This is a genomic window from Micromonospora sp. NPDC047548 (genome assembly GCF_040642975.1).
Lineage (GTDB): Bacteria > Actinomycetota > Actinomycetes > Mycobacteriales > Micromonosporaceae > Micromonospora.
Window position 1 is genome coordinate 163,046 of record NZ_JBEYTI010000002.1, and the last position, 22,855, is coordinate 185,900.

Consider the following 22,855-nt stretch of genomic DNA (forward strand, 5'->3'; position numbering starts at 1 on the left):
GGCCTGCGGCGCCCGGCCAGGGGTCGCTCGCCGCGGAGCCGCTGGCGGAGGCTGGTCCATCGGGCGGTTGCCGCCGTCGCGGTGGCGGCGGTCAGCGCCGGGCGGCGTACGCCAGCGGCACCGGGGTCGGCTGGCCCTCCCAGGTGCCGGTCAGCGCGGCGCCGGCCGACGAGGTGCCGCGGTCGAGGCGGCGGACGACCGCCAGCTCGACGGCGTCGGCCACGATGAGCGCCGGGTCGGCGTCCACCACCTGGCGGGGCGTACCCACCTGGGGCAGGTCGGCGTCGTCGGCGCCGCTGCTGTCGATGACCATCATCGGTGGGCGCTGCTCCCGCACGCCGTCGACCTCGAAGTACTCCTCCGCCTGACCGGTCCCGGCCAGGATCGCGGCGGCCAGCGCGGCGGCGTAGACCGGGTCCCCGCAGGCGTCGTAGACCCAACGCCGGCCGAGCGCCGAGTGCTCGATGGTGCCGATCAGCCACCGGTCGGCACCATCGAGCGGTGCGCCCCGGTAGGTGAGCGGGACCTGATGGATCGGCCCGTCACCGGCCCGGACGAGCAGGGTTTCGATGCCGACCGCACCGGCCGGGTCGTCGAACCGGTAGCCCGCGACGCGCATCACGTCGACGCCGGCCGGTCCGTCGTACCAGCCACGGCCGGGCAGCCACCCGGTGAGCAGTTCGAGCTTCGTGGGGCGCAGCGTGGCGCGGTGCAGCAGGGCCATGCGCAAGATCATAGGGCCGGGCCGGGGGTCAGGCCGGCCAGGCCTTGGCGAACAGGTCGCGGGTGTCGGCGAGCAGTTGCGGCAGGACCTTCGTCCGGCCGATCACCGGCATGAAGTTGGCGTCGCCACCCCAGCGCGGCACGACGTGCTGGTGCAGGTGCGCGGCGATGCCGGCGCCGGCGACACCGCCCTGGTTCATGCCGAGGTTGAACCCGTGCGCGTTGCTGACCTTGCGGACCATTCGCATCGCGGTCTGGGTGAACACGCCCAGCTCGATCGTCTCCGCCGGGTCCAGGTCGGTGTAGTCGGCCACGTGCCGGTACGGGCAGACCAGCAGGTGCCCGGGGTTGTACGGGTAGAGGTTGAGCACGGCGAAGACGTGCACGCCGCGCGCCACGACCAGGCTCTCCCCCTCCGGCAGCCCGGGGGCCAGGCAGAACGGGCAGCCGGTGGGCTTCTCGTAGCCGCCCTCGGGACGGTCCTCGCCGGAGATGTAGGTCATCCGGTGCGGCGTCCAGAGCCGCTCCAACCCGTCCGTCAGGCCGGTGTCGCCGGTGATGTCCGTGCCGTCGTCAGTGTGCCGCGCCGCCCCAGTCACACGCCGATCCTACGGTCACCGCAGCGGGTCCCACCCGTCCGCACCGGCCAGCCAGGCGCGGGGCGTGAGCCGGGCCGCCTCCCCGGCGGTGAGCTGCGGGTGTCAGCTCTTGGCGGACGGCCCGGAGTTGGTGCGGGAACCGACCACGTCCAGCACGTGCGCGACCGCCTCGGCCATCGGCACCCCGTTGCGCTGGGAGCCGTCCCGGTACCGGAAGGAGACCGTGCCGGCGGCCACGTCGTCGTCGCCGGCGATCACCATGAACGGGATCTTCTGCTGCTGGGCGGTGCGGATCTTCTTCTGCATCCGGTCGTCACCGGCGTCCACCTGGGCGCGGATCCCCTCGGCGCGCAGCGCCGCGACGAAGCCGTGCAGGTAGTCGGTGTGGTCCTCCCGGATCGGGATGCCGACCACCTGCACCGGGGCCAGCCAGGCCGGGAACGCGCCCGCGTAGTGCTCGGTGAGCACGCCGAAGAAGCGCTCGATCGAGCCGAAGAGCGCCCGGTGGATCATCACCGGCCGCTGCCGGGTGCCATCCGCCGCCTGGTACTCCAGACCGAACCGCTCCGGCTGGTTGAAGTCGACCTGGATGGTGGACATCTGCCAGGTCCGACCGATGGCGTCCTTGGCCTGCACCGAGATCTTCGGGCCGTAGAAGGCCGCACCGCCCGGGTCGGGCACCAGGTCCAGCCCGGAAGACTCGGCGGCGGTGCGCAGCGCCTCGGTCGCCTCCGCCCAGTCCTCGTCCGACCCGATGAACTTCGGCGAGTCGTCGCGGGTGGACAGCTCCAGGTAGAAGTCGTCCAGGCCGTAGTCGCGCAGCAGGTCCAGCACGAACGACAGCAGGGCGGACAGCTCGCCGGGCATCTGCTCGCGGGTGCAGTAGATGTGCGAGTCGTCCTGGGTCAGGCCGCGCACCCGGGTCAGGCCGTGCACCACGCCGGACTTTTCGTACCGGTATACCGTGCCGAACTCGAACAGCCGCAGCGGCAGCTCCCGGTAGGACCGCCCGCGCGCCCTGAAGATCAGGTTGTGCATCGGGCAGTTCATCGCCTTGAGGTAGTAGTCCGCGCCCTCGAACTGCATGGGCGGGAACATCGTGTCGGCGTAGTAGGGCAGATGGCCGGAGGTCTCGAAGAGCTGCGCCTTGGTGATGTGCGGGGTGTTGACGAACTCGTACCTGGCTGCCTCGTGCCGGCGGCGCGAGTAGTTCTCCATCTCCCGGCGGATGATGCCGCCCTTGGGGTGGAAGACCGCCAGGCCGGAGCCGATCTCGTCGGGGAAGCTGAACAGGTCGAGGTCCGCGCCGAGCTTGCGGTGGTCGCGCCGGGCGGCCTCCTCCAGCAGCTTCAGGTACGCCTTGAGCTCGTCCCGGGTCGGCCACGCGGTGCCGTACACCCGCTGGAGCTGCGGGTTCTTCTCGGAGCCACGCCAGTAGGCGGCGGCCGAGCGCATCAGCTTGAAGGCGCCGATCAGCCGGGTGTTGGGCAGGTGCGGCCCGCGGCACAGGTCCGACCAGCAGACCTTCTCCTCGTTGGCGGCGAGGTTGTCGTAGATGGTCAGCTCGCCGCCGCCCACCTCCATCACCTCGGAGGAGTCCAGCCCCTCCCCCTTGACGTCGATGAGCTCCAGCTTGAACGGCTCGGCGGCCAGTTCGGCCTTCGCCTCGTCCATGCTGTTGAAGCGGCGGCGGCGGAACCGCTGGCCGGACTTGATGATCTCCTGCATCCGCTTCTCGAGCTTGCCCAGGTCGTCGGGCTGGAACGGCTTGTCGACCGCGAAGTCGTAGTAGAAGCCGTTCTCGATGGGCGGGCCGATGCCGAGCTTGGCCTCCGGGAAGACGTCCTGCACGGCCTGGGCGAGCACGTGCGCCGTCGAGTGGCGCAGCACGTTGAGCCCGTCCGGTGAATCGAGGGTGACCGGCTCGACGGTGGTCTCCTCGGCCGGCTTCCAGTCCAGGTCGCGCAGCTGACCCTGCGGGTCGCGGACCACCACGATCGCCTTCGGCCCGGCCACGGGCAGCCCAGCCGCGGCCACCGCATCGGCCGCCGTCGTCCCGGCGGCGACGACGACGGGGTCGGCCACGACGGGGGTACGGGATGCGGACACGGTGACTCCTCAGCTGCAGACGGTACGGATGGTGCCGGTTCCGGCTCCTGCGATGCTATCGGTCGCCCCTTTCCGCCCGGACGTCGGGAAAGGATGGGACCGCGTGTCGCCCGCGCGGCAGCTCGTGTCGGCGCGGAGTCAGCTTCTCGGCCCTGAAGGGCCGAGCTTGCAGATCGTGCTCGATGCTGGCTGCACCGGTCACGCCGCGTTCGGCAGGCTGACTGCTGCCCAGTCCGCGACACCGCGTGTGGCGATGTTGCGGGCTGCGTTCACGTCGGCGTGTTCAGCGAAGCCGCACGACGTGCACCGGAAGGTGGATTGGTTCGGCCGGTTGGCCTTGGCGATGTGCCCGCAGGCGGAGCAGCCCTGCGAGGTGTACGCCGGGTCCACGTGGACGAGCGCCAGCCCGGCCCGGGTCGCCTTGTAGGCGATGTACTGGCCGAGTTGGTGGAATGCCCACGAGTGCAGGGTGACCCGCTGGGGCCGTCGGAGCCGTACCCGGTCGCGGATGCCCGTGAGGTTTTCCAGGGCGATACCACGGCCGGTGCGTTCGGCCTCGGTCACGATCTGCTTGGCGATGCGATGGTTGGTGTCGGCCGCGAACCGGGCTTCCTTACGGCGGCGGGCCTTCAACAGCCGCTTGGCGGACTTGGTGCCGATGCGCTGAAGCTTCGCCCGCAGCCGCTGATTACGATGCCTGACCCGGTTGAGGCCCTTGCCGGAGTGTCGGGTGCCGTCGTTGGTGGTGGCGATGTTGGCGATGCCCAGGTCGACGCCGAGGAACCCCTCAGGCTCCTTCACCTCGGCGTCGGGGATGTCGCAGGTGGCGTACAGGAACCACTTTCCGTCACGGCATACCAGGTCAGACTCGCCCTGCCGGTGCACCACCAGGGTCGCGTACTGCTGCTGCGAGCAGCCGAACCGGACTCGGTTCAACCGGCCGCCGACGGCCCAGATCGACACCGTACGGTCGGCGAACTGCCACGACAGGCAGCGGTCGTCAAACGGCTGAGCCGCGTCCGCCCGGAACCTGATCGGCTTCGACTCGACCCTGGCGCGCCGCTTCGACCCGGGCTTGCCGAGATTGCCAGCACGGATGTTGGCCTTCAGGGTGGCGTACGCGCCGGCAACCTTGCGGGCAACGTGGATCGCCGGCTGGGCCGACAGAACCAAGGCCTTCAGACGGCCGTAGGTGAGTCGCTGCAGCGCCTGCTTCGAGTAGATCCGCCGCTGGAACGCCTCAGCCGAGGCGAGGTCAGCGGCCTCGTTGCACAGATCCAGCGTCGCCCGAAGCGCCACCCCCTGGGCGGTGTCCGGGTACAGCCGAACCCGAACGACGATCTTCACGTCCACAATATAGCAGCTTGTCTATGTCACCACGGTGGACCCCAGACCCCGACGTCCGGCGGGGCCGCAGCGTCGTCCACAACCTGCACGTGCATCTTGTCTTCATCACCAAGTACCGACGAGACGTGCTCAACGACATCATGCTCACCCGGTGCGGGCAGATCATGGCCGACGTGTGCGCCAAACTCGGCGCGGAACTGCGGGAGTTCAACGGCGAAGACGACCACGTCCACCTGCTCGTCCACTACCCGCCGAAACTGCCGATCTCGACCCTGGTCAACCGACTCAAGGGTGTTTCCGCGCACTACCTGCGGCAGGAGTTCACCGGCCGGATCAACCGGCACATCATGCACGGCCACCTATGGTCGCCGTCGTACTTCGCCGGATCGTGCGGCGGGGCACCCCTCGCCGTCATCCGCGAGTACATCGAAAACCAGAAACGTCCAGGCTCGTGACGCGATTCCTCCCGGCCCTGAAGGACCGGGATTCCTCGCTAAGTCCCGTTGAACCTTTCATTCCCCGATCCGAACTACCGGGTGTGGCCGGAAGCCGTGCCGGCCGCGTGCAGACGGATGGGGACACAGATGGCGATCACCCGGAACGGCGGCCGCCGGGCCGGCCTCGCACTGGCCGCCGCGGTGGCCGGGGCGCTGGCCCTGCTCCCGGCGGCCCCTGAGGCGGCGACCGGACACGACCACGGCAACCCGGACGCCGCCGCGCCGGCCGGGGGCCGGGACGACGCCGCGCCGGCCGAGCCCGGTGCGGGGGACGGCGGACCGAGTGCGGACGTCCTGCTCGGCGGCGGTCTGCTGATCGGCCTCGGCGGCGGCGCCCTGGTCGGCTGGGCGGTCAGCCGGGGGCGGCACCGGGCCGACCCGGCCGACGACGTCGAGGGCGACCAGCCCGAGGGCGAGCCGTCGACGCGGGAGCAGCCCGACGGCGAGCGCCCGGCCGCCGGCGTCCGGGGCGAGCCGGTGGGGTCGCGTTGAGGTCAGCGCGCCCAGTCGGGCAGCGGCTCCCGCGCCGCCAGCCAGCCGTCCGGTACCCCGCCCGTCGTGCCGACCCCGGTGTGGGCGGCCACGATCGCGCCGACGATCGCGGCGGTGGTGTCGACGTCCCCGCCCGCCTCGACGCAGGCCCGGATCGCCGCCGGGTAGTCGTCGAGATGGGTGGCGGCGACCCAGAGGGTGAACGCCACGGTGTCCTGGGCGGTGACCCGGGAGCCGTTGCCGAGCGCCTCGACGACCTCCGGCAGGCCCCGGCCGAGCAGCCCCGCGGCGCGGCGTATCCCGCGGTGGACCTCGGCGACGGGGTCCAGCGTGGCGGCGACCGCGGCGAGCAGCCGGAGCGGGTCGGGGCGGTCGCCGTCCAGGCGGGCCCGGGCGGCGAGCGCGGCGGCGACGGCCACCGCCACCGCGCCGGCGATCCCCTCGGGGTGGGCGTGGGTGACCTCGGCGGACGCGCGGGCCCGCGCCGCCGCCCGGGCGGTGGAGTCGGCGAACCAGGCGCCGAGCGGCCCGACCCGCATCGCCGCGCCGTTGCCGCAGGAACCCTGCCCGTCGAACGCGGACGCGGCGGCCACCGGCCACGGCGTGCCGGTGCGGATCAGCCGCAGGATCACCACCGCGCCCGGCCCGTAACCCCGGTACGGCTCGCACCGCTCGGCGAAGGCCAACGCGAGGCGGTCCCGGTCGACGTCCCCGTGCTCGGCGAGTTCCGCCACGACCGAGCAGGCCATCTCGGTGTCGTCGGTCCACTGCCAGGGCGGAGGTGGGAGCCGGCCGGCGGCCATGTCGTCCGGTCGGCGGCCCGGAACGAAGAACTGCGAACCCAGGGCGTCGCCGACGGAGAGGCCGGCCAGACTGTCCCGGGCCAGGGCCAGCCGGGTGTCGGGAAACAGCGTGAACGTCATCGTCGTGCCAGCTTGCCCGGTCGGCGGGCCCGCCGCAACGCGATCAACTTGCCACGAGCAGTACGGTGCTGAGGTGGCCACCGTGCTCCTGGTCGAAGACGACCACGTCGTACGCGGCGCGATGCTGCGTTCCCTCAGCGAGCGGGGCCACTCGGTGCACGCGGTCGGCACGGCGCTGGACGCGTTGCGCCGGGTCGCCGCCGAGACCCCCGACCTCGTCGTACTGGACCTCGGCCTGCCCGACCTCGACGGCTCGGACGCGCTGCGGATGCTGCGCGGCATCACCGACGTCCCGATCATCATCGCCACCGCCCGCGACGACGAGCAGTCGGTGGTCCGGCTGCTGCGGGCCGGCGCGGACGACTACATGGTCAAGCCGTTCACCGGTGCCCACCTCGAAGCCCGGATCACCACCGTGCTGCGGCGGGTCGGCCGGGCCAGCCGTACGGTGCAGCCGGCGGTGCACGCGGTGGGCGGTCTGCGGGTGGACGTGGGCGAGCGCAGCGCGGTGCTCGACGGGGAGCCGCTGGCGCTGACCCGCAAGGAATTCGACCTGCTGGCGTATCTCGCCGCACGACCCGGCCGGGTAGTCTCCCGGCGGGAGCTCTTGGAGGAGGTATGGCGGCAGCCGTCGGTCGGCGAGGATCAGACCATCGACGTTCACCTCTACTGGCTACGCCGAAAGATGGGCGAGTCCGCGGCGAAGCCGCGTTACCTGCGCACCGTGCGGGGGGTGGGCTTCCGGCTGGTGGCCCCGGACTGAGGCTGGCGTTGGCCTACCTCACGGCCGGCATGTGCGCGCTGGTCGCGCTGGCGTTCCTGGTTCCGCTCGGGTTCAGCCTGCGCGACGACGTCCGCGACACGGCGCTGGCCGACGCGGCGCGGCGCAGCGCGCTGGTCACCGGGGCGCTCGCGGTCAGCACCGAACCGGCGGCCGTGCGGCGGGCCGTGGAGGCCAGCGGGGACGACCCGGCCACCCGGCCGGTGGTACACGGGCTGGGCGCGGACGAGACCGCCGGCCGGGCCTCCGAGGCGGAACTGCAGCGGGCCCGCGCCGAGAAGCGGTCCGTGGTCACCGAGGTCTCCGGCGGGGTGCTGCGGCTGGACCCGGTGGTGCTCGACGAACGGGTCGTCGTGGTGGAGGTCTTCGTGCCCGAGGCCGACCTCGACGACGGTTCCGGCGGCACCTGGCTGCTGCTGACCGCCGTCGCTGTGGCCCTGGTCGGGGCCACCGTGATCGTGGTGGACCGGGTCGCGGCCCGGGCGGTCGACTCCACCCGGGAGCTGGTCAAGGCCGCCCTGGCCGTCGGCGACGGCGACCTGGGCGTCCGGGTCGAACCGAGCGGCCCCCGGGAGCTGGCCGAGGCCGGGTACGCGTTCAACCGGATGGCCGACCGGCTCGTCGCCGCCCGCACCGACGAACGGGAGCTGGTGGCGGACCTGTCGCACCGGCTGCGCACCCCGCTGACCGTGCTGCGGCTGGACGCCGAGGGGCTGGACTCCGACGACACCAGCGTCGGCGCGTTCAGCCCGGCGGAGCTGGACCGGCGCCGCACGATCCGCCGGATCCGGCAGGCGATCGTCACCCTGGAGGGCGAGATCGACGTGCTGATCAAGACCACCCGCAAGGCGGTGGCCCACGAGGCCGGGCCGGCGGAGTGCGACGTCAGCGAGGTGGTCCGGGACCGGATGGTGTTCTGGGCGGCCCTCGCCGGCGACCAGAACCGGCCGCACCAGGTCAGCGGCGCCCAGCTGCGCATCCCGGCGCTGGTGCCCCGCGCCGAGCTGGCCGCGGCGCTGGACGCGGTGATCGGCAACGTGTTCCGCTACACCCCGCAGGGGACGGCGTTCGAGGTGGCGGTCTCCCGCCGGGACGGGTACGTGGCGATCCGGATCGACGACGCCGGGCCGGGCATCGCCAACCCGGACCGGGCGCTGCGCCGGGGCACCAGCGACCAGGGCTCCACCGGGCTGGGGCTGGACATCGCCAAGCGGGTGGCGTTGCAGGCCAACGGTTCGGTGAGCATCGACCGGGCCCGGCTGGGCGGGGCCAGCGTGGTGATGCTGCTGGTCGACCCGGAGGCGACGCCCCGGCAGGTCAACCGCTTCGGGCTGGTCGGCCGGATGGCCCGGGAGGCCCGGGAGCAGAAGACCGGCGGGCGCCGGTGGTCCCGCCAGCGCTCCTCCGACGACTGACACCTGCCGGCGAGGGACGGGCCCACCTTGTGGGGCGGCGCAAGTCTTCCTTAGATCCGGATTAACGCGGGCCGCAGACCCGTCGCGCGCTGCGAGGATCAAGGGGATCCCATCAGTTCCACCGGTCTGTCGCCCCTGACAACTGCCGGCCGGTGGAGCCCGAGCGCGCGGCGGGGGTACGGTCCCCCCACACCCGCCCCCGCCGCGCGCCCCACCTCTCACCGACCCGACAGGCCGCCCGCCGGCGCTGGCCGGTTGGTGTCGCCCGGCCGCGCCCGCTCAGCGCGTCGCGGCTGCCGACCAGGCGTCGATCTCGGCGCTGATCCGGGCCTTCTCCGCCGGTTCGAGGAACGAGGCGGTCACCGCGTCCCGGGCCAGCCCGGCCAGCCCGTCGGGGCCGAGGTCGAGCAGCCGGGCTGCCACCGCGTACTCGTCGTTCAGGGTGGTGCCGAACATCGGCGGGTCGTCGGAGTTGATGGTGACCAGCACGCCGGCGTCGACCAGCCGCCGAAGCGGGTGCTCGGAAAGGTGCGCCACGGCCCGGGTACGGACGTTGGAGGTCGGGCAGACCTCCAGGGCGATCCGGTGCTCGGCCAGGTACGCCAGCAGCTCCGGGTCCTCGGCGGCGGAGATGCCGTGCCCGATCCGCTCCGCGCCCAGGTCGCGCAGGGCGTCCCAGACTGTCTGCGGGCCGGTGGTCTCGCCCGCGTGTGGCACCGAGCGCAGCCCGGCCGCCCGGGCCTGGTCGAAGTACGGCTTGAACTGCGGCCGGGGCACCCCGATCTCCGGTCCGCCGAGGCCGAAGCTGATCAGCCCGTCCGGCCGCTGGTCCAGGGCGACCCGCAGGGTCTCCTCCGCCGCCGGCAGCCCGGCCTCGCCCGGGATGTCGAAGCACCAGCGCAGGGCGATGCCGAAGTCGGCCTCGGCCCGCTTGCGGGCGTCCTCGATCGCCTCGCAGAACGCCGGGGCGGGGATGCCCCGGCGCACGTGCGAGTACGGGGTGACGGTCAGCTCGGCGTACCGGACCTGCTGGCGGGCCAGCTCGCGGGCGACCTCGTGGGTGAGGATCCAGACGTCCTCCGGGTCCCGGATCAGGTCCACGACGCTGAGGTAGACCTCGATGAAGTGGGCGAAGTCGCGGAACGCGAAGTAGTCGGCGAGCGCCTCCGGGTCCGCCGGGACCGGGCTGCGCCCCTCGTGCCGGGCGGCCAGCTCGGCGACGATCCGGGGTGACGCGGAGCCGACGTGGTGCACGTGTAGCTCCACCTTGGGCAGTCCGGCGATGAAGGTGGGCAGATCGGTCACAGGTTCTCCTCTGCACGGGCGCCCGTGCGGGCGATCACGAAGATCCGGCGGAACGGGAAGTACACCTGACCCTGCCGCACCGGGTACGCCTCGGCGAGGCGTGCGCCCAGCTCGGCCCGGAAGGCCGCCCAGCCGGCGGCGTCCAGCGCGGCCCGGACCGGACGCAGAGCGGTGCCCTCCATCCAGGCCAGCACCGGGTGGTCGGCGACGGGGTCGGCCGGCAGCAGGTGCACGTAGACAGTCTCCCAGGCGTCGACCGCGCAGCCGGCGGCGGCCAGCGACGCGGCGTATTCGACGGCGTCGTCGACCGGGGCGTCGCGCAGCAGCGGCGCCAGCGTGGCGGCCCAGCGGTCCCGACGGGCGACCTCGCGCAGCGCCCGGTGCGAGGGGGCGTCGAAGTTGCCGGGGACCTGGAACGCCAGCCAGGCGCCGGTCGGCAGCTCGCGGGACCAGCGGGCGAGCAGGTCCCGATGGTCCGGGACCCACTGCAGCACGGCGTTGCAGACGAGCACGTCGACGTGGGGTGCGGGCCGCCAGTCCCGGACGTCACCGACGGTGAACTCGACCGGGGCGTCGAGGGCGGCGGCCCGGGCGATCATCTCCGGGGACGAGTCGATGCCGCGGACCTCGGCGGCCGGCCAGCGGGCAGCGAGAGTGGCGGTCAGGGTGCCGGGCCCGCAACCGAGGTCGACCACGGTGCGCGGCCGGTCGGCCGGGATGCGGGCGACGAGGTCGTGGAACGGCCGGGACCGTTCATCGCCGTAGCGCAGGTAGGTCGTCGGGTCCCACATCACAGCCTCCAAACCGTACGTACGTCTTGCTATGACCCTACGGCCCGTGCGGCGACCCGGCAAGGCGATCACTAGGCTCGGTCGGATGGAACAGCGCAGCTTCGACCGACTCGGCCGGCGGGTGGGCGTCGTCGGCCTCGGCGCCTGGCAGCTCGGGGCCGACTGGGGCCAGGTCAGCGAGAGCGCCGCCCTGGCCATCCTCGCCGCCGCCGTGGAGTCCGGGGTCACCTTCCTGGACACCGCCGACGTCTACGGCGACGGACGCAGCGAGCAGCTGATCGGGCGGTTCCTGCGCGAGCGGCCCGGGCACGGCCTGACTGTCGCCACGAAGATGGGCCGCCGGGTGGAGCAGACGCCGGAGGCGTACACCCTGGACAACTTCCGGGCCTGGACCGACCGGTCCCGCGCCAACCTCGGGACGGACACCCTGGACCTGGTCCAGCTGCACTGCCCCCCGACGGCCGTCTTTGCCGACGACCGGGTCTTCGACGCCCTCGACACGCTGGTCGCCGAGAACCGCGTCGCCGGGTACGGCGTCAGCGTGGAGACCTGCGACCAGGCGCTCACCGCCATCGCCCGGCCCGGGGTGGCGAGCGTGCAGATCATCCTCAACGCGGTCCGGCTCAAGCCCCTGGAGCAGGTGCTGCCGGCCGCCGCCGCAGCCGGGGTGGGCGTCATCGCCCGGGTGCCGCTGGCCAGCGGCCTGCTCTCCGGCCGGTACGACGAGCACACCACCTTCCCCGCCGACGACCACCGCACCTTCAACCGGCATGGGGAGAGCTTCGACGTCGGCGAGACCTTCTCCGGGGTCGACTACGACCTCGGCCTGACGGTCGTCCGGCGGCTCGCCCCACTGGTCGGCTCGGACCGGACGATGGCCCAGTTCGCGCTGCGCTGGATCATCGACCAGCCCGGCGTCACGGTGGTCATCCCCGGCGCGCGGGACGCCGCGCAGGCGCGGGGCAACGCTGCGGCGGCCGACCTGCCGCCGCTGACGGCCGCCGATCGGGACACAGTCCGGGCGGTCTACGACGAACTGGTCCGTCCCCGGGTGCACGACCGATGTTGACATCCTCCCCCGCCTAAAGGCGGGGGATTCCCCCGGTCACCCGGGAGGGTTCCTGGTTCATCGCAGACTGCACGGAAGGTTGCCCCTCGTGTCTGACGTCCGCTCCGCAGGCGTTTTTCGTCTCCGCCAGCCCGGCGGCGACAACGAGATTCTTGGCGGCGTTGACGTCCCGGTCATGCCGGGTGCCGCAACTCGGACACGTCCAGTGACGTGTGCCGAGCGAGAGTGTGGCGAGCAGATGCCCGCACGCCGAGCAGGTCTTGCTGGACGGATACCAGCGGTCCACGACGGCGAGGTGCCGGCCGTCGCGGTGCGCTTTGTAGGCCAGCAGGGTCCGGAACTCGGCCCAGCCGGTGCGGGAGATCGCCTTGGCGAGGCTGCGGTTACGGACCATGTTCGCCACCGCCAGATCCTCAACCGCGATGGCGTCGAACCGGCGCACCAAGGCTGTGCCGGTCTTATGGAGGAAGTCACGGCGGGCATCCCGCACCCGGGAGTGCGCGCGGGCGACCTTCTGCTTGGCCTTGGCCCGGTTCGCGGAACCTTTCCGCTTGCGGGCCATCATCCGCTGGTACCGCTTCAACCGGCGTTCGCGGCGCTCCATGTGCTTCGGGTGAGCGATCCTGCCCTCATCGTCGGTCAGGCCCGGCACCAGCTGGGACAGTACCGCGAAGTCCGTGAGGCCGAGGTCGACGCCGACAACCCGACCGGCCGGTTCGGGGCCGTCCGAGGCGTCGACGTCGACGTCGACGGCGAAGGTGACGTACCAGCGGCCATCCGGATCACGCGACACGGTCACCGTCGACGGGTCCAGCGCGGTCACGTCCACATCCGGCCACGACCACACGACCCGCAGCGTTCCCGGGGCTTTGCCGAGGGACAGTTGCCCGTCACGCATCCGGAAGGCCGAACGGGTGTACGAGGCGGACTGGCGGCCGTGCCGCGACTTGTACCGGGGGTAGCGGGCGCGCTTGGCGAAGAACGCGGTCATCGCGGTGTGCTGGTGCCGCAACGTCTGCTGCAACGGCACGGAGCTGACTTCGTTGAGGAACGTCAACTCCGGCAGCCGCTTCATCTCGGTCAGCGCCCGGTCAGTCTCCGCGTACGACGTCGACTTGCCCTCGCCGTGGTAGCGGGCGTGGCGGGCGGCGAGGGTGCGGTTCCAGACCACACGGACACAGCCGAACGTACGGTTCAGCACGCCGGCCTGCTCCGGTGTCGGGTACGCCCGACACTTGTACGCCGTCCTCACAGGGACCAATCTAACCAGAAAGGCCGATCATGGCTGAGGCAAACATGACCACCATTCCTCCCCGCCCTGAAGGACGGGGCATCCTGGCGGCAGTTCGGTGAGCCGCACCGGCGCGGTGCTCGCGTACCGCCCCGGCGGGCCGCATGCTGACCGGAGGGCCGGGTCCACCGGCGGAGGCGAGGAGGAACCATGAGGGGCTGGCTGACACTCACCCTCGGGCTGCTGGCCGTGGTGGTCGGGGCGGTGTGGACGGTGCAGGGCCTCGGGTATGTCGGCGGCAGCGCGATGACCGACCAGCGGATCTGGGCGGTGGTCGGGCCGGTGCTGATCCTGATCGGACTCGTGGTGCTCTGGCGCGGCCTGCGGACCCGTCGCCGCACCTGACCGACCCGTCCGGTGGCCGCGCGGCGGGCCAACCGGCGGCGGTCGCCGGCGCACCTGGGCCCGGATACGCGGAAAGCCCCGCGTCCCTGCAGGACACGGGGCTTCTCTCGTCGATCCGGGGGGCCGGATCACCAGGGCCGGCGGCTGCCGACCGGCACTGCTCAGAGGGGGCGGACCTGCTCGGCCTGCGGACCCTTCTGACCCTGGGCGATCTCGAACTCCACCCGCTGGTTCTCCTCCAGCGAGCGGTAGCCGCTGGACTGGATGGCCGAGAAGTGGACGAACACGTCAGCACCCCCGCCGTCGACGGTGATGAAGCCGAAGCCCTTGTCAGCGTTGAACCACTTCACGGTTCCCTGCGCCATGTGAATCTCCTTCTAAAACTGGCGGCCGAGCACGCCGTGCGGCCGATTGGCCGTTTTCGAGCAGCGGCGCCTGAGGCGGCCCCCACGAAGGAGACTTCTCTCAACCCACGCCATCTCGCAACAGCGGGGACAGCAAACCACGTACGCAAAAACTCTGCACAGCCTACCCGACGAAATTCTCCGACATGTGACCTGACGGATGCCGATGATCCGCTGGCTGGGTGTCTCCGGCCGTGCGAAAGGCCCCCCACCCGTCGATGCGGGTGGGGGGCATTCGACCTCTGCGGCTCAGTCCGGCCAGCGGCCGGTCAGCCGTCGTACGCCGACTGCGCCGCCCCGGTCCACAGCGGCCCGGACGACCGCGAAGATGGCGCCCTGCAACGCGGCCGCGGCCAGGATCTCGCCCCAGCGGCGGTCCTCGTCGGTGGCGCTGGGCGCATCGCCGTCACCGGCGGTCACCCTCCAGACCTGCCGGAAGATCGCCCCGGCGACCGTACCGGCGGCCAGGCCGAGCAGCACCCCGACGGGCTTGTACGCGGCCCTGCTGATGCCCTTGCTCACCTGCGCCTCCCTCGCACGATCAGCAGCACGACCACCGCCGCAACGGCGCCGGCCGCGACCGTCGCCCACGGCACCGGGCTGCGCCGGACCGCCTGCCCCTTCCCGGACGCCTGCGCCCGCGCCACGTCAGCCTTCTGCGCCGCCTGCCCACGCACCCGGGCCAGCGTCAGCGCGGCCTGCTCGCGCATCCGCTCCTTCGCCTGGCCGGCGGACTCCCGCAGCCGGGCCTTGACGTCGGCCCGGGCGGCCAACAGCTCCATCGTCTCGCCCAACTCCACCCGGGTGCGCCGGATCTCCTCGCGGAGCGCCTCGGTGTCGCCGGTCCCGTTGCCCGTCATGCCCGTCCCCTGTCCTTCACGGCGGCGGTGACCACGTCCACGTCCGCCCGGACGCTCTGCACCGTCGACGCCGGCACCGGCGGGACCGCACGGCTGACCTGCTTCTTACCGACCAGGGCGAGGACGCCGGCGAGCAGGAAGAGCGCCACCGCCACGATCAGGGCGGCCAGCCACGCGGGCATCGCCAGCGCGAGCAGCAGCACCGCGGCGGCGACCAGCGCGCCGAGCCCGTACAGGGCCAGCGCCCCGCCCCCGCCGAAGAGACCGATTCCGATCCCGGCGTGCTTGCCCTTCTGGGTCAACTCCGCCCGGGCCAGCGCCAGTTCGTCCCGGACGAGGCGGGAGACCTGCTCGGTGGCCCGCTGCACCAGTTCGGCGGTGGACGGCTCGCTCCCGGTCCGGGACGTCTGGTGGTTCGCGACGTCAGCCATGCTGTCCTCCTTTCATCATCACCGCGCTGTATGCCCGGAGTCGCCGCCCGTCAATCCTGCGCGCAGTGACCCAACCACATCTGACCGCAGGTGGGCCCGCAGCGTCCGGCGAAACGCGGAAGCCGGTACGACGAAGCACCCGCCGACCGGCGTGCAGGCCGGTCGGCGGGTGCGGTCGGAGGGGGTCGTTCAGCGGCGGGCGTCGGCGTGTTCCTCGGGCCCGACGAACGCCTCGCTGCGCGCCTCACCGTCGTCGCTGCCTGGGCTACGCCTCCTGCTGGTCGGCGCTGTTGGGGCCGGCGTCCTTGAGGACCTTGACGGCGGTCGAGGCGAAGTAGAGGTAGACGACCGTCCGGCCGGCGGAGGCGATCCGCTCCCGGACGCGTTCCCTGCCCTGCTCGGCGGCCCTCCCCGCGCGGGCCTTCCCCCCGGCCTGAAGGGCGGAGCACTGGCCCGCGTCCTGGTAGCCGAGGAAACCGGCCCGGGCGAGGAGTTCCAGCCAGCGGCTGTCCGCGGTGCGGGCGGCGGTGGCTTCGGCGTTCCGGGTGAGAGACATGGCGCCACAAGCTCCGAATGCGAAGATCCCCAAACGTGGCGCGGCACCCGTCAGCTGCTGGACCCGCGCGCCACTTGGATCGTCACCTGCTGGTCGGTGACGCTGTCCAGGCTGACCGCGAAGCCGCCCACCTCGGTGGCCTGCTGGCCGACGGTGAGGGAGAGCTGCTCGCCGGCGACCTCGACGGTGACCTGGTCGCCCTGGGCGCCGACGAGCTTGGCCTCGACGCCGAGGACGGTGGCGCGGGCTTCGACGCCCCGGTCGAAGGTGACCGTGCAGGCGTCCAGGCCGCAGTCGGTCTCGGCCCCCTCTGAGCTGCATCCGGCCAGCACGGCCACGCCGAGCGCCAGGCCGGCCAGCAGGCCGGCAGCCCGGCGGGTGGGGGTCAGCGGAGTACCGAATCGCGTCGTCACCCGATCAAGGGTACGAGACGGCGACGAACCGGCACCGCCCGAGTGATCATCGAACGTCGTGGGGCGCCGCGTTAGGGTCCGGTCATGCCCTTCGACATCGCCCGGACCCGGGCCGCCTACCCCGCCCTCACCGAGGGTTTCGCCCACTTCGACGGCGCCGGGGGCACCCAGACCCCGCAGTCGGTGATCGACGCGGTCAGCGGGGCGATGCGCACCGCGCTCGGCAACCGCACCCCCGCCTTCGGGCCCGGCCGGCGCGCGCTGGAGCTGGTCGACGCCGCCCGCGTCGCGGTGGCCGACCTGCTCGGCGCGGCACCGCGGGGGGTGGTGCTCGGGCCGAGCGCGACGGCCCTGACGTACACCCTGGCCCGGACCCTCGGCGACACCTGGCGCCCGGGCGACGAGGTGGTGGTCTCCCGGCTCGACCACGACGCGAACGTGCGGCCCTGGGTGCGGGCGGCGGAGGCCGCTGGCGCGACCGTGCGCTGGGCGGAGTTCGACCCGGCCACCGGTGAACTGCCCGCCGGCCAGTACGCCGAACTGGTGGGCGAGCGGACCCGGCTGGTCGCGGTGACCGCCGGCAGCAACGCGATCGGCACCGTGCCGGACGTGGCCGCGATCGCCAAGACCGCGCACGCGGCCGGCGCGCTGGTCTGCGTCGACGGGGTGCACGCGGTGCCGCACGGCCCGACCGACCTCGCCTCGATGGGCGCGGACTTCCTGGTCACCAGCGCCTACAAGTGGTCCGGCCCGCACGTGGCGGCGATGGTGGCCGACCCGGCCCGGTGGGAGTCACTGCACCCGGCCAAGCTGCTCCCCTCCGCCGACGCCGTGCCGGACCGGTTCGAGCTGGGCACGCCGAGCTTCCCGCTGCTGGCCGGGCTGGCCGCCGCGGTGGACCACCTGGCCGGGCTGGACCCGACCGCCACCGGCGACCGGCGGGAGCGGGTCCGGGCCGGCCTGGCCGCCGCGCAGGCGTACGAGGAGTCGCTCTTCGACCGGCTGCTGGCCGGGCTGGCCGCCAACCCCGCGGTCACCGGGTACGGGGCCGCCGCGCGGCGCTGCCCGACGGTGTCCTTCCGGCTCGCCGGGTGGTCGCCGGCCGGGCTGGCAGCGGCGCTGGGCGAGGCGGGGCTCTGCCTCTCCTCCGGTGACTACTACGCCTACGAGTACTTCCAGACGATGGGGCTGCGGGCGGACGGCGGGGCGGTCCGGGCCAGCCTCTACCACTACAACACGGCCGACGAGGTGGACCGGTTGGTGACCGAACTGGACCGGTTGGCCGGGCGGCGGGAGACAATGGGCCGGTGAACTTCCTGGTCGAGGAGAATCCCGCCGAGCACCGCTTCGAGATCCTGGTCGACAACGCGCTGGCCGGCTTCACGGCATACCTGCCGCGGGGTGGGGTGCGGGTGTTCACCCACACCGAGGTGCGCCCGGAGTTCCAGGACATGGGGGTCGGTGGCGCGTTGATCCGGGCCACCCTGGACCAGGTGCGCGAGCAGGGCGGCCGGGTGGTGCCGCAGTGCCCGTTCGTGCGGGCGTTCATCGAACGGCACCCCGAGTACGCCGACCTGGTCTTCGAGCCGGCATAGCACTGGCGGGGCCCGACGATCATTCTCGTGCGGTGCGGCAGGTCGCGGTGTCCGCCTCACCGGACACCGCGACCTGCCGCAAGCGGGGGTGGATCTTCCGCCGGGCGGCGAGGTCAGCGGGGGCCGGCGAGCAGTTCGGCGGCGGCCCGCGCGCCGGCGCGGGTGGCGCCGTGGGTGGCCACGTGCACCCGGCCGACGACCAGCTCGGGCACGCCCAGCTCCACCACGACCGCGTCCGGCCGGGCGGCGAGGGCCCGCGTGACGGCGGCCCGCATCCAGTCGTGCCGGTGCAGGTCGCGGACGACCAGGACGAGCGGGTGGCCGTCGACCCCGGCGATCGGCTCCGCCGGCACCTCGGCCTCGGCGAACCGCGCGCCGGTGGTGCCGGGCCGCAGCGCGGCCAGCGGCGCGGCGATGCCCCACGGGGTCTCCGGACCGATGGCGATGTTGCGGGGCGGGACGAACTCCACCACGTGGGCGGGGGCGGCCAGGGGCAGGTCACCGGCGGCGCCGCTGACCCGCAGCGCCCGGCGCGCGGCGGCCAGGCCGACCGGCGAGCCGTCGGCGGGCGGCACGCCCCGGGCCGGTCGGTCGGCGCGGGCGGCCACCGTCCAGGCGGCGAGCTGACCGACCCGCTTGGCCGCCTCGGCGAGCCGTTCCTCGGGCAGTTCTCCGGCGACGACGGCGGCGACGATGGCGTCGCGCAGGTGCCGGGCGGCGTCCTCGTCGGCCCGCTCGCCGCCGACGCAGACCGCGTCGGCCCCGGCGGCGAGGGCGCGCACGGCCGCGCCGGCGAAGCCGTACCGGTCGGTGACCGCGCGCATCTCCACCGCGTCGGTGACCACCACGCCGCAGAAGCCCAGCTCGTCGCGGAGCAGGTCGCCGAGGATGCGGGGGCTGAGGGTGGCCGGCAGCTCCTCGTCGAGGGCGGGCACGAGCAGGTGCCCGGTCATCACGGCCTGCACCCCGGCCGCCACGGCGGCCCGGAACGGGACCAGCTCGCCGGCGTCGAGGCGGGCCCGGCTGGCCCCGATGCGGGGCAGGTCGTGGTGCGAGTCGACCCGCGTGTCGCCGTGGCCGGGGAAGTGCTTGGCGCAGGCGGCGACGCCGGCGGACTGCAGGCCGCGCACCCAGGCGGCGGTGTGCCGGGCGACCAGCTGCGGGTCGGCGCCGAAGGACCGTACGCCGATCACCGGGTTGGCCGGGTTGTTGTTGACGTCGGCGTCCGGGGCGTAGTTGAGGGTGACGCCGAGCGCGGCGAGGTCGGCGCCGAGGTCCCGGGCCACCTCCTCGGTCAGCTCCGGGTCGTCGACCGCGCCGAGGGCGAAGTTGCCCGGGCGGGAGCTGCCCAGCGCCGACTCGATCCGGGTGACGTCGCCGGCTTCCTCGTCGATGGCGACCAGCACGTCGGGGCGTTCGGCGCGCAGGGTGGCGGTGAGCGCGGCTAGCTGGCCGGGGTCGACGACGTTGCGGGCGAAGAGGACCACCGCGCCGAGCCCCTCGCCGAGCCAGCGGCTGACCCAGTCGGGCGGGGTGGTGCCAACGAAGCCGGGTTGCAGGACGGCGGCCGCCAGGCCCGCCAGGTTGCGCTCGCTCATGACGCCGCAGCCGTTACGCTGGCGGCGTCATGAGGCTCCGAGGCGCTGTGCCCGATGATTCGCTCGCTCCGGTCGCTCATGCGGCTCCCGTACCCCCGTGTGGTCTCCGACGGCCCGTCGCCGTCGCGGTGCTGCCCATGGTCACACCGGCCATTGGAATAGTCAATAAACCTTACTGTTACCGCCTGGTGCCGCCGGAGGCGGCGTGCGACAGTGCGGGAATGGATCTGCTGCCGCTCGCCGACGCCACCTCACCGGCCGACATCCCCGGCGTACGCCTGCTCGGCGTGGTGGTCGGGGGCCTGCTGCTGCTCGCCGCCATCCGGGCCATGTTCGGCCGCCGCTGAGACTGATCCGTCCTCGTCCGGGGTACGGCATCCCCGGTCGGCCCGACGCGACCGGCGACGGGCGACGGCGAGGGGGAACGATGAGGATCGGCTACTTCCTGTCCAGTGAGGAGTACACCCCGGCGGAACTGCTGGAGCAGGCGCGCGGCGCCGAACGGGCCGGGTTCGAGGCGCTGTGGATCTCGGACCACTACCACCCGTGGGTGGACGCGCAGGGGCAGAGCGCCTTCGTCTGGTCGACCGTCGGCGCGCTCAGCCAGGTCTGCTCACTGCCCGTCACCACCGCGGTGACCTGCCCGACCGTCCGCATCCACCCGGCGGTGCTCGCCCAGGCCGTGGCCACCAGCGCGGTCCTGCACGCCGGGCGCTTCGTGCTCGGCGTCGGCTCCGGCGAGGCGCTCAACGAGCACATCCTCGGCGACGCCTGGCCGCCGGCCGACGTCCGGCTGGAAATGCTGGAGGAGGCGGTCGAGGTGATGCGCGAGCTGTGGCGAGGCGGGTTCGTCAACCACCACGGCAAGCACTACACCGTCGAGCACGCGCGGGTCTACACGCTGCCCGACACGCCCCCGCCGGTCTACGTCTCGGGGTTCGGCCCGAAGGCGGTGGACCTGGCTGCCCGAATCGGCGACGGCTACGTCAGCACGATGCCCGACGGCGAGCTGGTCCGCCGGTTCCGGGAGAACGGCGGCGGTGACAAACCGTGCCAGGCCGGCTTCAAGGCGGCGTACGCCGACAGCGAGGACTCCGGGGCGCGGCTCGCGTACGAGAAGTGGCCCAACTCCGGCATGCCGGGCGAGCTGTCCCAGGTGCTCCCCTCCCCGCGCCACTTCGAGCAGGCCGCCCAGCTGGTCAGGCCCGAGATGATGAAGGAGTCGTTCGTCTGCGGCAACAGCGCCGACGCGCACCTGGAGATGATCGACCAGTACGCCAGGGCCGGCTTCGACGAGGTCTACGTGGCCAACACCGGCCCGCACACCCAGGGCCTGTTCGACCTCTACCACCGCGAGGTGCTGCCCCGCCTGCGCTGACCCGGCGCAGCCGGGCCGGCGGGCAGCCGGGTCAGCTGCCCGTTGCCGCAGCCGACGTCGAGCACCCGGTCCAGACGCTCTCCGTGCCCGTGGTGTCGGAACAGGGCCTGCTCAAGCTCGACTAGCCTGGGCCGGGCGCCGGCACCCCGCGCGCAACCACCGAACAGACATTGACCAGGGCGAGAGGAGCTCAGTCGTGATCGAACAGCCGGCGTACACCCGGTTCGGGTTCTCCGACGAGGAGTGGGGGCTGCTGGTCGGCCTGCCGCAGGCGGTCCTGACCGCGGCCAGCGCCGCGGAGTCCGACGGCACCCGGCGCACCCGGGCCGAGAACGCCGCCGGGCTGGAGACCATCTCCACCGGCCGCGAGTCGGCCAACCCGCTGGTCGCGGCGGTCGCCGGGGAGATCGTGTCCCGGGTGGGCGACCCCGAGGCCGGCGAGGAACTGCCGGTCATCGAGCCGGCCGACCCGCAGGGCCTGATCGACGACGTGCTGGCCCGGGCCGGCCAGGCCTCGGCCCTGCTGGCCGCCCGGGTGGACGAGGGCGAGGCCGGGGCGTACCGGCACTGGCTGGTGGAGATCGCCGAGCAGGTGGTCGTCGCCGCTCCCAGCGGCGGGCTCCTCGGCCTCGGCGGTGACCAGGTCAGCGACTCGGAACGGCGCTTCCGGGACCGGCTCTCGCACGTGCTCAACGACTGACTCCCACCGCCGGCGGATCCGCGCGCCCGTCGGGCGCGCGGATCCGCCGTCTCCGGCCCCTCGTCCGGTCGCCGCTGGCGTCGTCGACAATGGACCGGACACGCGGGGGCCGACGGGGAGAGGCGGGGAGATGCTGGACCGGACCGTCATCGACACCGAGGCGCTGCCGCCGAGCGAGCGCTTCGGGATGTGGCTCGACCTCGTCGCCCGCACCGCCTCGCCGCTGCGGATGCGGTCCGCGCACGCCGAGGACTTCATCGCCCGCGCCGAGATCATCCCCCTCGGACCGATCCAGCTGGTGAACTACCGCTACCCCTCGCTGGACGCCGTCCGGACCGCGAAGCTGGCCCGGCAGACCGAGGTGGACTACTTCCTGCTCGCCCTGACGACCACCGGCACCGGGACGTCCGGGCAGGCCGGGCGGCAGAGCGTGATCGGGCCGCGGGAGTTCACCTTCTACGACGGGTCGCGCCCGCACCAGGTCAGCCACGAGGGTGAGCAGCGCGGGCGGCAGCACGCCAGGTCCGTGGTGGCCCTGATCCCGTACGGCGCGCTGCCGCTGCCCCCGGACCGGCTCGCTCCCCTGCTCGCCGGCCGGATGTCCGGCACCGACGGGGTGGGCGCCCTGCTGGCGCAGTACCTGGTCCAGCTCACCACCCATCCGGAGCAGTACCACGCGGCGGACGCCGACCGGCTCGGCACGACCGGTCTCGACCTGATCGCCACCATGCTCGGCCGGCACCTGGTCGCCGAGGACACGGTGCCCCGGGAGGTACGCCGGCGGGCGCTGCTCGCCCAGGTGCGCGGCTTCGTCCAGCGACACCTGGGCGACGCCACGCTGAGCCCGCAGACGATCGCCGACGCGCACCACGTCTCCGTGCGTACCCTGCACCGGCTCTTCGAGGCGGAGGAGACGACCGTGGCGTCGTACGTGCGGGACCTGCGCCTTGAGCGGTGCCGCCGCGACATCGCCGACCCGGCGCAGGCGCACCGTCCCATCCAGGCCGTCGCCGCCCGCTGGGGCTTCCGCGACAAGGCGGTCTTCAGCCGCGCCTTCCGCGGCGCCTACGGGGAGACGCCGCAGGGGTACCGCGCGGCCCGGCGGGAACAGGCACGGATCGTCAACGACGCGGCGTCCGTCGTCAACTCGACGTCGACATACTGACTGCGGACCGGCGGTCGGCAATCCCGTTCGACCACCGGTAACGGGGGACCGCGGCGTGGCGCCCGTGA

The 22,855-nt window shown here is 73.2% G+C and carries 27 protein-coding genes; 12 read left to right on the plus strand and 15 right to left on the minus strand.

Annotated features, from left to right (window positions below; translation table 11 throughout):
* Positions 1-91: 91 nt before the first annotated feature.
* The 4 genes from ABZ807_RS02550 to ABZ807_RS02565 all read right to left on the minus strand — a co-directional run bounded on the left by ABZ807_RS02550 (position 92) and on the right by ABZ807_RS02565 (position 4,778).
* Positions 92-724, minus strand: a complete 633-nt coding sequence (locus ABZ807_RS02550) for a hypothetical protein (RefSeq protein WP_357151759.1) — start codon at positions 722-724, stop codon at positions 92-94.
* Positions 725-752: 28 nt separating this feature from the next.
* The gene (locus ABZ807_RS02555) at positions 753-1,265 is read right to left on the minus strand and encodes an HIT domain-containing protein (RefSeq protein ID WP_357152225.1); all 513 of its coding nucleotides are present in this window, start codon (positions 1,263-1,265) and stop codon (positions 753-755) included.
* Positions 1,266-1,424: 159 nt separating this feature from the next.
* The gene (gene thrS / locus ABZ807_RS02560; protein ID WP_357151761.1) at positions 1,425-3,431 is read right to left on the minus strand and encodes a threonine--tRNA ligase; all 2,007 of its coding nucleotides are present in this window, start codon (positions 3,429-3,431) and stop codon (positions 1,425-1,427) included.
* 198 nt (positions 3,432-3,629) lie between these two features.
* Positions 3,630-4,778 (minus strand): transposase, encoded by a 1,149-nt coding sequence (locus tag ABZ807_RS02565; protein WP_357151764.1) that lies wholly within the window; start codon positions 4,776-4,778, stop codon positions 3,630-3,632.
* Between the two features lie 23 nt (positions 4,779-4,801).
* On the opposite strand from ABZ807_RS02565, the gene tnpA reads away from it, so the two are divergent.
* Complete coding sequence (gene tnpA, locus ABZ807_RS02570) at positions 4,802-5,233, plus strand: IS200/IS605 family transposase (RefSeq protein ID WP_357151767.1); 432 nt, start codon at positions 4,802-4,804, stop codon at positions 5,231-5,233.
* 129 nt (positions 5,234-5,362) lie between these two features.
* Positions 5,363-5,767, plus strand: coding sequence for a hypothetical protein (locus tag ABZ807_RS02575; protein WP_357151769.1), 405 nt, complete (start codon positions 5,363-5,365; stop codon positions 5,765-5,767).
* 2 nt (positions 5,768-5,769) lie between these two features.
* Here ABZ807_RS02575 and ABZ807_RS02580 read toward each other — a convergent pair whose 3' ends face one another.
* Positions 5,770-6,690 (minus strand): ADP-ribosylglycohydrolase family protein, encoded by a 921-nt coding sequence (locus ABZ807_RS02580; protein WP_357151772.1) that lies wholly within the window; start codon positions 6,688-6,690, stop codon positions 5,770-5,772.
* Positions 6,691-6,763: 73 nt separating this feature from the next.
* On the opposite strand from ABZ807_RS02580, the gene ABZ807_RS02585 reads away from it, so the two are divergent.
* Both ABZ807_RS02585 and ABZ807_RS02590 read left to right on the plus strand, forming a co-directional pair.
* The gene (locus ABZ807_RS02585; RefSeq protein ID WP_357151774.1) at positions 6,764-7,453 is read left to right on the plus strand and encodes a response regulator transcription factor; all 690 of its coding nucleotides are present in this window, start codon (positions 6,764-6,766) and stop codon (positions 7,451-7,453) included.
* 29 nt (positions 7,454-7,482) lie between these two features.
* Positions 7,483-8,886, plus strand: a complete 1,404-nt coding sequence (locus tag ABZ807_RS02590) for a HAMP domain-containing sensor histidine kinase (RefSeq protein WP_357152227.1) — start codon at positions 7,483-7,485, stop codon at positions 8,884-8,886.
* 279 nt (positions 8,887-9,165) lie between these two features.
* On the opposite strand, the gene ABZ807_RS02595 is transcribed toward ABZ807_RS02590, so the two are convergent.
* Together ABZ807_RS02595 and ABZ807_RS02600 are read right to left on the minus strand one after the other, a co-directional pair.
* A complete protein-coding gene (locus ABZ807_RS02595; protein WP_357151777.1) occupies positions 9,166-10,191 on the minus strand; it encodes an adenosine deaminase in 1,026 nt (341 codons plus the stop codon).
* Entirely contained in the window at positions 10,188-10,982 is a 795-nt protein-coding gene (locus ABZ807_RS02600; RefSeq protein WP_357151779.1) for a trans-aconitate 2-methyltransferase, read from the minus strand. Before ABZ807_RS02600 ends, ABZ807_RS02595 begins: the two co-directional genes overlap by 4 nt.
* Positions 10,983-11,067: 85 nt before the next feature.
* On the opposite strand from ABZ807_RS02600, the gene ABZ807_RS02605 reads away from it, so the two are divergent.
* The gene (locus tag ABZ807_RS02605) at positions 11,068-12,051 is read left to right on the plus strand and encodes an aldo/keto reductase (RefSeq protein WP_357151782.1); all 984 of its coding nucleotides are present in this window, start codon (positions 11,068-11,070) and stop codon (positions 12,049-12,051) included.
* Between the two features lie 13 nt (positions 12,052-12,064).
* Here ABZ807_RS02605 and ABZ807_RS02610 read toward each other — a convergent pair whose 3' ends face one another.
* Positions 12,065-13,303, minus strand: coding sequence for an RNA-guided endonuclease TnpB family protein (locus ABZ807_RS02610; protein WP_357151785.1), 1,239 nt, complete (start codon positions 13,301-13,303; stop codon positions 12,065-12,067).
* A gap of 189 nt (positions 13,304-13,492) precedes the next feature.
* On the opposite strand from ABZ807_RS02610, the gene ABZ807_RS02615 reads away from it, so the two are divergent.
* Complete coding sequence (locus ABZ807_RS02615) at positions 13,493-13,687, plus strand: hypothetical protein (RefSeq protein ID WP_357151787.1); 195 nt, start codon at positions 13,493-13,495, stop codon at positions 13,685-13,687.
* Between the two features lie 161 nt (positions 13,688-13,848).
* Here the strand turns inward: ABZ807_RS02615 and ABZ807_RS02620 are convergent, their stop codons facing one another.
* From ABZ807_RS02620 to ABZ807_RS02645, 6 genes are all read right to left on the minus strand, one after another.
* Positions 13,849-14,052, minus strand: coding sequence for a cold-shock protein (locus ABZ807_RS02620; RefSeq protein WP_067306996.1), 204 nt, complete (start codon positions 14,050-14,052; stop codon positions 13,849-13,851).
* 288 nt (positions 14,053-14,340) lie between these two features.
* Positions 14,341-14,613, minus strand: a complete 273-nt coding sequence (locus ABZ807_RS02625; protein ID WP_357151790.1) for a DUF4235 domain-containing protein — start codon at positions 14,611-14,613, stop codon at positions 14,341-14,343.
* On the minus strand, positions 14,610-14,951 hold the full coding sequence (locus ABZ807_RS02630; RefSeq protein ID WP_357151793.1) for a DUF3618 domain-containing protein: 342 nt from the start codon (positions 14,949-14,951) through the stop codon (positions 14,610-14,612). Before ABZ807_RS02630 ends, ABZ807_RS02625 begins: the two co-directional genes overlap by 4 nt.
* Entirely contained in the window at positions 14,948-15,382 is a 435-nt protein-coding gene (locus tag ABZ807_RS02635; RefSeq protein WP_357151795.1) for a phage holin family protein, read from the minus strand. The genes ABZ807_RS02630 and ABZ807_RS02635 overlap by 4 nt, the downstream gene beginning before the upstream one ends.
* Positions 15,383-15,647: 265 nt before the next feature.
* Positions 15,648-15,938: a hypothetical protein gene (locus ABZ807_RS02640; protein ID WP_357151798.1), complete on the minus strand. Its 291-nt coding sequence runs from the start codon at positions 15,936-15,938 to the stop codon at positions 15,648-15,650.
* A gap of 50 nt (positions 15,939-15,988) precedes the next feature.
* Positions 15,989-16,351: a hypothetical protein gene (locus ABZ807_RS02645; RefSeq protein ID WP_357151801.1), complete on the minus strand. Its 363-nt coding sequence runs from the start codon at positions 16,349-16,351 to the stop codon at positions 15,989-15,991.
* A gap of 84 nt (positions 16,352-16,435) precedes the next feature.
* On the opposite strand from ABZ807_RS02645, the gene ABZ807_RS02650 reads away from it, so the two are divergent.
* Positions 16,436-17,662, plus strand: a complete 1,227-nt coding sequence (locus ABZ807_RS02650; RefSeq protein WP_357151804.1) for a cysteine desulfurase-like protein — start codon at positions 16,436-16,438, stop codon at positions 17,660-17,662.
* The gene (locus ABZ807_RS02655) at positions 17,659-17,946 is read left to right on the plus strand and encodes a GNAT family N-acetyltransferase (RefSeq protein WP_357151807.1); all 288 of its coding nucleotides are present in this window, start codon (positions 17,659-17,661) and stop codon (positions 17,944-17,946) included. Before ABZ807_RS02650 ends, ABZ807_RS02655 begins: the two co-directional genes overlap by 4 nt.
* 113 nt (positions 17,947-18,059) lie before the next feature.
* Here ABZ807_RS02655 and ABZ807_RS02660 read toward each other — a convergent pair whose 3' ends face one another.
* Positions 18,060-19,544 carry a glycoside hydrolase family 3 N-terminal domain-containing protein gene (locus tag ABZ807_RS02660; RefSeq protein ID WP_357151810.1) on the minus strand — a complete coding sequence of 495 codons (1,485 nt, stop codon included), beginning with the start codon at positions 19,542-19,544 and terminating at the stop codon, positions 18,060-18,062.
* 221 nt (positions 19,545-19,765) lie between these two features.
* Between ABZ807_RS02660 and ABZ807_RS02665 the strand changes: the two genes are divergently transcribed.
* The 4 genes from ABZ807_RS02665 (at position 19,766) to ABZ807_RS02680 (ending at position 22,787) form a co-directional block, all read left to right on the plus strand.
* The gene (locus ABZ807_RS02665; protein WP_357107854.1) at positions 19,766-19,891 is read left to right on the plus strand and encodes a hypothetical protein; all 126 of its coding nucleotides are present in this window, start codon (positions 19,766-19,768) and stop codon (positions 19,889-19,891) included.
* A gap of 80 nt (positions 19,892-19,971) precedes the next feature.
* Entirely contained in the window at positions 19,972-20,922 is a 951-nt protein-coding gene (locus tag ABZ807_RS02670; RefSeq protein ID WP_357151813.1) for a TIGR03557 family F420-dependent LLM class oxidoreductase, read from the plus strand.
* Between the two features lie 196 nt (positions 20,923-21,118).
* Positions 21,119-21,622 carry a hypothetical protein gene (locus ABZ807_RS02675; RefSeq protein ID WP_357151815.1) on the plus strand — a complete coding sequence of 168 codons (504 nt, stop codon included), beginning with the start codon at positions 21,119-21,121 and terminating at the stop codon, positions 21,620-21,622.
* 130 nt (positions 21,623-21,752) lie between these two features.
* Positions 21,753-22,787, plus strand: coding sequence for a helix-turn-helix domain-containing protein (locus ABZ807_RS02680; protein ID WP_357151818.1), 1,035 nt, complete (start codon positions 21,753-21,755; stop codon positions 22,785-22,787).
* Positions 22,788-22,855 lie beyond the last annotated feature (68 nt).